We start from the raw sequence: 9,979 nt of genomic DNA on the forward strand, positions 1-9,979 counted from the left end.
AAAGAGCTGCTCACGAAGTCTTTGCGACTCGTAGCAGCTTTTTCTTGTTAATCAAAGCGCTTTTCGGATCACTTTTTTATAGTGCAGAACGGAGAGGATGCCGAATATCGAATATAAGACGGTATACAGCACTATCACAATGATCATTGGTGTCCATAGCTCTGCACCGAAAAGAAACCATCCCGACTGGACAGCGAAATAGCTGTGGACCAGTCCGACGACCAAGGGGATTCCAAAATTAAAGATTTGTTTGATCTGAATGCCTTTTAACAAATCGTCCTGCGTAAAACCAAGCTTCCTTAAAATCGTATACGACGGCTTTTCATCTTCGCTTTCATCCATTTGTTTGAAATAAAGGATGCAGCCGGATGTAATCAGGAAGGTTAGTCCTAGGAAGCCAACGATGAACATGATGAGTCCCATTCTATTTTTCTGGTCATTGGCCATATTTTGGCGTGAATCATAAGCGCGATTTTGATCAAAGCCCAGCTTGTGAAAAAGCTGATTTGCTTCGATAAGCTTTGCCTCATTCTCAATATCAATTCCCAGATAAATAGATGACTCTTTTTGAATCGCGGGGTTGATATCTTGCTGTAAACGCTTGAAAACCGAATCGTCAACGATAGCAACAGGCAGGCCGCCATTCGAAAAGTACCAAGAAACGATGTATTGCTTCTCAGAGCCTACATAAGTTTGTGGAATAACGATATGCTGCCCGCTAAGTTGGATTTGGCCGGAATTTTTGAGGCTCATAAATTTTTGCAGCATGTCATTGGTGCCTGTAAATAGCGTTTGTTCGGCAGTCAGATCGGCGAATGGTACTACCTTATCACTGACAACAGGAATCGTCATGTTACTCGGATCAAGGAGAAGGCCGTCCATATTGGAAGCCAAGATATCCTTTAGATTGGCCTTGACCTGAACGACCTCAATCGAAGTATCCTTATGCTTGATTTGATTGGCATCTAACGCGGCTTTAAATTTGTTGGCATCTTCTACATTCGTAATGGCAAAGTGAGCTGGTACGCTGTTTTGGGCCGTTTTTTCCGCAGAGTAATAGGATATGTAGCTTAAAGATAACAAGGCGATGGAAAGTGCGGATATGGTTGTAATGACAGTCAATAACAAGGCATTCGATTTCATGCGAAACATGATGGATGAAAGCGATAAAACCTCGCGAACATTTAAATAGCCATTTTTCTTGCTTCGAATGACGTTAAGGATTAACCGGACAGACCCTTTGTAGAATAGATAGGTTCCGATGATGACGGATGCCAGAATAAAGATCATGGCCGAAAAGAGTGCAACCATCGTCATGAAATCTCCGCTAAACAGCTTCGAGGAAACGTAGTAGCCTAACAAAATAAGGATCAATCCCACAATCCCCATGATGGCTTCCGAAGTGGACAATCTTTTCACCTTCACTTCAGTTGAGGTAGAGACGCGAAACAACGATAAAATACTCTGTCTTTTAATGAACATATAATTGACAAGCATGATTAACAAGTAGACAGCACTAAAAATAACGAGGGTCTGGACCAGTGCTTGTAATGAAAATTGCAGCGTTGCGGCAGCTTTAACACCAGTAATTTGAAACAAAATCATTAGGATGAGCTTAGAAACGGAAAATCCAATAAACGTCCCGACGATTAATGAACCGAAATAAAGGATGAAGTTCTCGGTGCTAAGGATGCGGAAAATTGCGCTTTTCGTCATTCCGATTAATTGCAATAAACCGATTTCTTTACTGCGCCTTTTCACAAACATGTTGTTGGCATACAGATTAAAGATGGCGACAATCGCAACAAGTAAAATGGAAGCAGCACGAATGGATGCAGCGCCTTTAATTGTGCCCTTGGTTTGGTCTAAAGCAGGGTCATACTGCAGAGTGACAAATGCGAAATAAAGCGCGACGCTGAACATTAAGGCAAACACGTAAAGGTAGTAATGCTTGATGTTGGACTTCAGGTTTTGAACAATCAGCTGGTTAATGCTCATTGTGCACCCCGCCCAGAACACCCTGTGTCTTCATGATGTCTTGAAAGAAGGCCTGTCTGGATTCTTGACCTTTATATAATTGGGTATAGATTTGTCCGTCCTTAATAAAGATGACTCTGCTGCTGTAGCTGGCGGCGACTGAATCATGGGTAACCATTACGATGGTTGCTTTCCGTCGTTGATTCAGTTCATTAAGCTTATTAAGTAAATCGGATGCGGATTTGGAATCGAGTGCACCGGTGGGCTCGTCGGCGAAAATAATACTTGGTTCATGAACAAATGCTCTTGCGGCAGAGGTCCGCTGTTTCTGTCCGCCTGAGATTTCGTTAGGATACTTATCCTTAATTTCAAAAATGCCGAGCTCTGTTGCTACCGCTTGAAACTTGTGATCGGCTTCTTGCTTCGAGGCTTTGGTAATGGATAGCGGCAAAAGGATATTCTCCTTAACCGTCAAAGTATCCAGCAGGTTATAGTCCTGAAAGATAAACCCCAGATGATGCTTGCGGAATTCAGCCAACTGCTTCTCTTTCATGGCAGTAATTTCTTGGCCTTCGATTTTAATGGAGCCTTGACTTAGCCTGTCAATCGAAGAAAGTACATTGAGAAGGGTTGTTTTCCCTGAGCCTGATGCCCCCATGATGCTCACGAAATCCCCTTTTTCAATACTGATATCCAGGCCCTTGAGCACCTCTTGCTTATTAAGCTTATTGCCATAGCTTTTATGGATTTTGGTTGCTTCCAAAATATTCATATCATTCACTCCTCTTCTACGATAGCTTTATTATAAAAAGCTTCGCATCCTTTTTCCTTCGATTGAACGAACAAAGAAGAAAGGCATGTGACAATGTTGTCACATGCCCGTAATCCGGACGGTTTCATTTGGTTGTGGAAAGGTGAGTGTAAAGGTTGTTCCCCCGCCTGCTTCTGAATGTACAGCAATATGGATGAGTAAGGCCTGCGCCGCTTTTTGGGCCAAATATAAGCCCATACCTGTTGCAGCGCTGTCCTGATGCCAAGTCGTAGAAGTAAAGCCTTTATCAAAGATACGAGGCAGATCTTTTGGGTTGATGCCACGGCCGTGGTCTTTGACCTCGAGCACCGTACGCTCATGCTTCTGGTAGCTCTTTACTATGATATCCGACGAGTCGCTGTCGCTGTATTTCACGGCGTTCGTTAAGAGCTGCCGTAGGATAAAGGCTAACCATTTCGCATCGCTGAGCACTTTCGTGACTTCGAATTGTACGTCAAAGCCAATTCCTTTTTGTATGCACCAGGACTTCAATGTCTTGATCTCCATATAAATAAGAGCTTCAAGATCTACGTGCTCGATATACAGGTCGTTCTCCATAGACGGCAAACGTTTTTGATGGAGCTGCTGGTCAAGCAGCAGATGAATCCGCAGCCATTCATAGGTCAGAGCAGCTTTCATGGCTTCATCATCCAAGCGGTCAATCATTAAACGCATGGCCGTGAGAGGTGTCTTCACTTCATGAATCCAGGAAAGCAGCTCGTCTTTCTCTTGTTCTAAAGCCACCTGGTGCCGTGAGGCGATTTGACTCAGCCGCTCGGTCAGGCTCGTCATGCTGGTTTCGACAATTTGTTCAAACGGGCTTTCAGCATCGGCGATACTTGAGAGATCGAGATTGTTTTCTCGTTCTTCCAATTGCTTGAAGAATTTCGTTTCTCTGTTATAACGGATCGTCAGAAAGATGGCAAACAAGGTCGTAAATAAAAAAACAATATAGAGAATAGGGGAGAAGGGAATCTCATAATCGAGATAAGCGATAAAAAGGAGTAGTCCTTGCCCGAACAGAAAAAGCAGGATCCAGCTTTTCCTTTCCATAACATATTTCTTAATCATGGTAAGGAGACTCCTCTGCTGCGATGTAACCCTGACCGACCTTCGTTTCGATAAAGCGTCCTAAGCCAATCTCGTCCAGCCGTTTCCGCAGCCGATTGACATTCACGGTCAAAGTATTGTCGCTTACAAAACGCTGGTCATCCCATAAGCTGTTAATCATTTCTTCCCGACTCACGATCGTGTTCTTATGTTCAATTAACAGCTTGAGAATATAGATTTCATTCTTCGTCAACTCAATCGAGCCTGCTTGATTGGTAACCGCATTTTTCTCGTAATCAATAGTTGCGCCACACCATGTTTTGAGCTTGATGGATTCTGTGTTGTAGTTATATACACGCCTGAGAATGGCTTGGATCTTCGCAATGAGCACATCAAAATGAAACGGTTTCTGAATAAAATCATCCGCTCCCAGCTGCATAGACATGACCATGTCAGTGGGGTGATCGCGAGAAGACAGAAATACAATCGGAATGTTGGAATGGGTCCGAATCATCCGGCACCAATGAAACCCGTCAAATTTGGGCAGTTGAATATCAATGATAACTAAATCAGGCTTTAGAGCAATAAACTCCTCAACCACTTTGCTAAAATCCGCTACGCCGTGAACATCGTACGACCATGTGGCCAACCTCATCTTGATCTCCGTAAATAGGGTTGCGTCATCTTCAATGAGCAAGATCTTAAACAATAGGAAGCACCCCGCTTAAGCCAAATTTCTAAACCTCATTGATAAACTACCATATTCTTCTTTATAAAAGCTAGTTGTGACACTATCGGTATTCTTACTTCATGCACAGCACGTACAATGTAAAAAAAAGAGAAAGACATGTAAAATAACAAGATTGTTGGCTATGTTTTAGGCTACTCCGTGTGGAGAAGCTACAGCAGATTTGAGAAAACACTCAACAGCTGAAAGCGGATCTGTCCGATTTGATGTTCCTCTTTCAATATCGCATAATGGGTACAGATAACAACTGGATCACTTGAGGAGAGAACATCGTTGGCGAAAGATAAGATAAAGATCGAGACAGGCAGGCGTTTAGCACCAGCATTTACACTTCCGGCATCTAACGGGAGCAGCGTATCCCTACAGGATTTCAAAGGGAAGAAACTGGTCATTTACTTTTATCCTCAAGACAACACACCAACCTGTACCCAGCAGTCGTGTGATTTTCGCGACTATAATGGCAAGTTTGCACAGCTTGGAGTGGAAGTGATCGGAATTAGCCCGGATGAGCTAAAGGCACATGATAAATTCATAGAAAAGTATGAGCTGCCGTTCCTATTGCTTTCGGACACGAACCACAAAGTGGCGGAGAAGTATGGTGTATGGGGATTGAAAAAGCTATACGGCCGCGAGTATATGGGGATTGTTCGGTCAACTTTTCTCATTGATGAGAAAGGGTATATCGTGAAGGAATGGAGTAAAGTGAGGATTAAAAATCATGTGCAGTCTGTTTTGGATGCAGTGAAGGAGATGGGGTAGGAATGAAATAAAGAAAGCCAACTGGGAGCAATGTCCATATCTGGCTTTCTTTCTTGCACAGTTATCCTTGTTTATATTCGGATAAATTGGTTCCAGTGGAGTTTTTGAATATCCGGCTAAAATAATTGGGGTCTGTGTAGCCAACAATAACACCAATTTCCTTAAAACTCAGCTCCGGGGACGTAGCAATCAGTCTTTTTGCTTCTTCGATGCGAAGGGAGATCAGATATTTCAAGGGAGTGGTGTTCTTGTATTTTTTATAAACTTTGATCAGATAGGTGGCGTTAAAATGAAACTTATCTGAAATCTCCTCCAGGGTGATAGAGGAGGAGAAGTTTGCTTTTAAATAAGCTTCTATCCGGTTTGTGAGTTCAAGCCCTCCCTCGCTTTCTTTTTCTCCGTTCACAAAAAGCATCGCGTCTAAAATAATCCAAATACTTTCCAATATGGACATCAGATTAGAGCTGAGCGGGATTTTGCCCAACATTTCGTATTCCAAATGAGATAGTTCATCTTCAGAAACGAGAACGTGTTGTTGAAACAATTGAATTAAATGCTGAAGGGTTCTTTCTACCCATCGCTGGGGACGTTGTTCTGCCTGCCATTGCTGGAATAGTTCTCTGATTCCCTTGTGAACTTGCGATTTTTTGCTAGTAAGTATCAATTGAGACAGCCTTTGTTGCGTGAGCGCATCGATACGAGGGGGTAATCCTTGGTTACCCTTGGAGGTAGTGATGACCGCAGAATGGCCTAAAGCGAGCTGCTTATCTACTTCGGAGATTAGCTGCTGGCTCTGCTCCCATAACTGATCAGCCTGTATGGCTCTACCGCAAAAGATTATAGTAACGGGAAACGGAGCAATTTGAATTTGCATGGCATTCAGCAAATTTGCTGCCAGTCTATGTGCTTGAAATTCGGAATCCGGTTGTGTCCGCAACACAATAAACTTTCCAAATCCATGCTTCGGCTCAATTACCCACCAGGAACTAAATTCTTTTAATTGCTCTGCGAGAACACCACTATGTTCAATTCTTGCCCATAATTGCTCGAAATGTTCGGCAGCTTCTTGCGAGAACTGATTCCCTGGAAGATGTCCGGCATGAATGTAATACAAATGGAAAAGCTGATTTTGAAGTGGAAAGGCGATGTCTGAGTGAGAAATCGGTTTAAGGAGTGCCGCTCGAAGCTGATCTCTCATGGTCTGCAAGAGCCTTACATCTAACTGGATGCAAATCCGCTGCAGCGTTTCTTCTACATCAATTGCGTCAAGCGGTTTTAACAAATAATCTTTAACACCGTACTGCATAGCTCCTTTTGCATACTCAAAATCGTTATATCCACTGACAATGACAATCGCGATATGAGGAAATTCCTGGGTAACATGCTGAATGAGCTGCAAGCCGTCCATTTTAGGCATTCGGATATCGGTAAAGAGAACATCCGGGCGCAGATCTCGAATCGCTTCCAGCGCTTCTATGCCGTTGTAAACGGATGCGACAACATGAAAACGATCCGAATTGCTTTGAATTTTCGAGACGACATTTTTTAAAATCCTCGGTTCATCTTCGGCCACAACGACGCGGTATGTAGACGCTCTGTTGACCTCTGTCACGCTGAAACACCGTCCCTTTGTATGAGTTTAAGATTCCTTATGTCCATTGGACCACCGATTGTAACGCAAGCTCCACCCTCAGCAAGGTTGAATGCCGAAAATTCAACCTGACTGCCATACAACAAGCGAAGTCTTTCACTTATATTTTTTAGACCCATTCCATCCGTTCGATTAGGATCTTTGGGTTCTTGTAGTGCCTCAAGAGCTTCTGAAGTGAATCCGCCGCCATTATCTAGAACTCGTATACGCCATCGATCACCGTCTACCTCTCCAATTAATTGAATCCTCCATGGGGGGTCCACGTTAATGGCGTATTTTATACAATTCTCTATAATCGGTTGCACCACTAATTTGGGAACGTTTTCATTTAGTATAGCAGGGTCAATCTGAACTTGAAATTGGATCATGTCTTCATAGCGGCTTTGCATCAACGTCATATAGCTTTCCGCGTAGCCAACTTCGTCAGCCAAACTAACTTGATTGTCTTTATCCGATAAAATGTAGCGCAGCATACGAGACAAGTGACGGCACATTTGAACAATATCATGCTGGTCTTTTTCTTCCGCCATAATGCTGATAATGGTAATGGTGTTATAAAGGAAATGAGGATTCATTTGAGATTGTAGGGCTAGCATCCGTGCCTGCATCTCTTTAGAACGGGATACGAAAGTTTCTTCAATCGAACTTTGCAGACGAGCACACATCTTCTTGAATGCGTTATTCAAACTCTCCAGTTCATTCACACCGACACTGGATTCTATTTGGGATGCCGGCTCGAGCGTATCAATGCTTAGCGCACGGATCGATTTATGCATCTGCTTGATCGGAGATGTGAGCCCGCGGGCGGCAAAATAAGAAACGATCAGTGTGATCAGCAGCAATCCTACTACTGCTGCGAAAATCGTATTTCGGAAAACCTTAACAGGCTGGAGCAACAAGGTTTCAGATTGCACGGTGACTACCGTCCATTTAGAGTACCTTGACCGGAAATAGGCAAGTAGTTCACTTTCATTGGTAACGGAGTTTTTGAAAGTATACACATCAGATTCATTTGTCTGTGATTGAAGCGTATCCCAATAAAGCTTGGCATTATCCTCCGATACGGAATCAACAGGGTAAATGACGATTCCCTGTTCATTATAAATGTAAACGGACTTCTTGGAGAAGGAGGATTCGGATGGTCCAGCCATGAGTTTGGCAATAAGCTTTTTCACTGTTTCGTAGTTCAACTGGACTTCCACAATTCCTCGCTGGTTGGATCCGATCTCCGATGGAAACATCCTAGTTAAGGAGATGACTTCTTTGCCGTTCGAGCTCCAATCATCGAGATGCGGGGCGGTTACAAACTTTCTGCCGTCTCGATCCAGCGATTCATTCACCCAATCTAACTTTTCCGGCTTGCTGCCGAAAGAGGTAATGAAAGAATTGTTGCCGATTCCTACAAACCGTCCATTGGTATCGAATAAGTTAATTTGCCAATCCAGCTGAAGAGGCCCCATGATGGAATAAATGATCTCATTGATTTGCCGCTGAATACTTAACGAAACATTCGTATCAATGAAATCGTGATTTTGAAAAAATAGATCCCTCACTTTTTCGGAAGAGATGACTTTAACTGCTGTATTATCCATGCTTTCAATCTGAGAATCCAGTTGAGTCGAGATATAGGATGCTGATTGGTACGCGGATTCGGATGCACTTTCTTTCAGAATATGAGCTATGTAATAATAGAACGGCGTGGCAAGCAGCATGACAATGCTGACAATAAGAATCGAAAAAGTGAAAAACAATTTGGATTGAATCGTCTTTATAGCAAATTTTGGCATGAAGACCCGTCTCCTGAGGTTCTATTTTGGTTCCCATTATAACATGTACTTCATAGAACTCAATCAAAATAAAGAGGCGAATTTCGTCCAGTTGGAAGGTGGATTTTGTGCATCGCAAACCAAATGAAAGCGTTTTATAATGGCGTTAGACACTCGAGGGTCTCACAATATAATTAGGGGGAATTGCAAATGAAACGTAAATTAATATCCGTTTTTGCTCTCGCCACTACATTGACTGTAATCGCAACAGGTTGCGGAACTAAAACAGAAGGCTCACCAACACCGGCAGCAAGTGAGAAGGCACCTGCAAGCACAACAGCAGCGAAAAAAGATGTGACACTTACAGTAGGTGCTTCGCAAAACTGGATAAAGGATATCGATCGCAAGCTGGCGGAAGCATTTACGAAAGAAACGGGTATTAAAATCGATTTTCAAGTCAATCCAGACGATCAGTATATGAATATTGTGAAAACGAAGCTATCGACGCATGAAGCGCCGGATGTTATCTATATGTCGTCAGGTATCGGAATGGACAATTTCCAGCCGGATAAAAATTTCCTTGATTTATCTAATGAGCCTTGGGCAGCCAATTTGAAAGGTTGGGCTAAGAGCGGAGCCTCCATCAATGGCAAGCTGTACGGTTTTAACACATGGTCTGTCGATGGTTGGGGAGTGCTATACAACACGGACTTGTTTGCAAAATATAGTTTAACACCTCCAAAAACGTATGCGGAATTCGCCGCACTTTGCGATAAGTTGTTAGCGAACGGCATTACGCCAATCTACGAAAATGGAAAAGATGAATGGCATTTGCCGCTCTGGCTGTCAGGCGTGTCGACGGTAGCAGGGACTGGGGCTGACTTAACTGCTAAATTGAACAAAAACGAAGCGAAATTTGCTGATCAGGCAGTTTTGGAAACGGCGATGACGCAATTAAATGAAATGAACAAAAAAGGTTATTTCGGAAAAAATGTGCTATCTAACGATTGGGATCATGGTTATGAAGCAATAGGAACTGGTAAATACGCGATGAATCTTGTTTATACGACGTATCAACAAGAGGTAATAACAAAGTTCCCTAACTCGGGCGCGGATAAATGGAAGATGTTTCCTATTCCGCTTGGTGATAATCAAGGATTCGCAACTTCTTCGGGAGGTATCGTCCGCGTTGTCAACAAAGAAAGCAAAAATATCGA

At 43.0% G+C, this 9,979-nt stretch carries 8 protein-coding genes; 2 read left to right on the plus strand and 6 right to left on the minus strand.

From position 1 onward, the window contains the following. Nucleotides 1–51: 51 nt before the first annotated feature. The 4 genes from GC098_RS04315 to GC098_RS04330 form a co-directional block, all read right to left on the minus strand. Nucleotides 52–1,998 carry an FtsX-like permease family protein gene (locus tag GC098_RS04315; RefSeq protein WP_171641301.1) on the minus strand — a complete coding sequence of 649 codons (1,947 nt, stop codon included), beginning with the start codon at nt 1,996–1,998 and terminating at the stop codon, nt 52–54. Further along, entirely contained in the window at nt 1,988–2,749 is a 762-nt protein-coding gene (locus tag GC098_RS04320; protein WP_171641302.1) for an ABC transporter ATP-binding protein, read from the minus strand. The genes GC098_RS04315 and GC098_RS04320 overlap by 11 nt, the downstream gene beginning before the upstream one ends. A 99-nt stretch (nt 2,750–2,848) precedes the next feature. Further along, complete coding sequence (locus GC098_RS04325; RefSeq protein WP_171641304.1) at nt 2,849–3,859, minus strand: sensor histidine kinase; 1,011 nt, start codon at nt 3,857–3,859, stop codon at nt 2,849–2,851. After that, the gene (locus tag GC098_RS04330) at nt 3,852–4,547 is read right to left on the minus strand and encodes a response regulator transcription factor (RefSeq protein WP_171641306.1); all 696 of its coding nucleotides are present in this window, start codon (nt 4,545–4,547) and stop codon (nt 3,852–3,854) included. The genes GC098_RS04325 and GC098_RS04330 overlap by 8 nt, the downstream gene beginning before the upstream one ends. A gap of 312 nt (nt 4,548–4,859) precedes the next feature. Here GC098_RS04330 and bcp point away from each other — a divergent pair, with 312 nt between their 5' ends. Continuing rightward, nucleotides 4,860–5,345: a thioredoxin-dependent thiol peroxidase gene (bcp, locus tag GC098_RS04335; RefSeq protein ID WP_171641308.1), complete on the plus strand. Its 486-nt coding sequence runs from the start codon at nt 4,860–4,862 to the stop codon at nt 5,343–5,345. A gap of 61 nt (nt 5,346–5,406) precedes the next feature. Here the strand turns inward: bcp and GC098_RS41100 are convergent, their stop codons facing one another. Both GC098_RS41100 and GC098_RS04345 read right to left on the minus strand, forming a co-directional pair. Further along, a complete protein-coding gene (locus tag GC098_RS41100) occupies nt 5,407–6,957 on the minus strand; it encodes a response regulator (protein ID WP_171641310.1) in 1,551 nt (516 codons plus the stop codon). Then, nucleotides 6,954–8,783 carry a cache domain-containing sensor histidine kinase gene (locus GC098_RS04345; protein ID WP_171641312.1) on the minus strand — a complete coding sequence of 610 codons (1,830 nt, stop codon included), beginning with the start codon at nt 8,781–8,783 and terminating at the stop codon, nt 6,954–6,956. The genes GC098_RS41100 and GC098_RS04345 overlap by 4 nt, the downstream gene beginning before the upstream one ends. 189 nt (nt 8,784–8,972) lie before the next feature. Here GC098_RS04345 and GC098_RS04350 point away from each other — a divergent pair. Then, the coding region (locus tag GC098_RS04350) for an ABC transporter substrate-binding protein (RefSeq protein WP_171641314.1) at nt 8,973–9,979 on the plus strand (1,007 nt) is incomplete at its 3' end.

It is taken from the genome of Paenibacillus phytorum (assembly GCF_013141715.1).
In the GTDB taxonomy this organism is placed as follows: domain Bacteria; phylum Bacillota; class Bacilli; order Paenibacillales; family NBRC-103111; genus Paenibacillus_E; species Paenibacillus_E phytorum.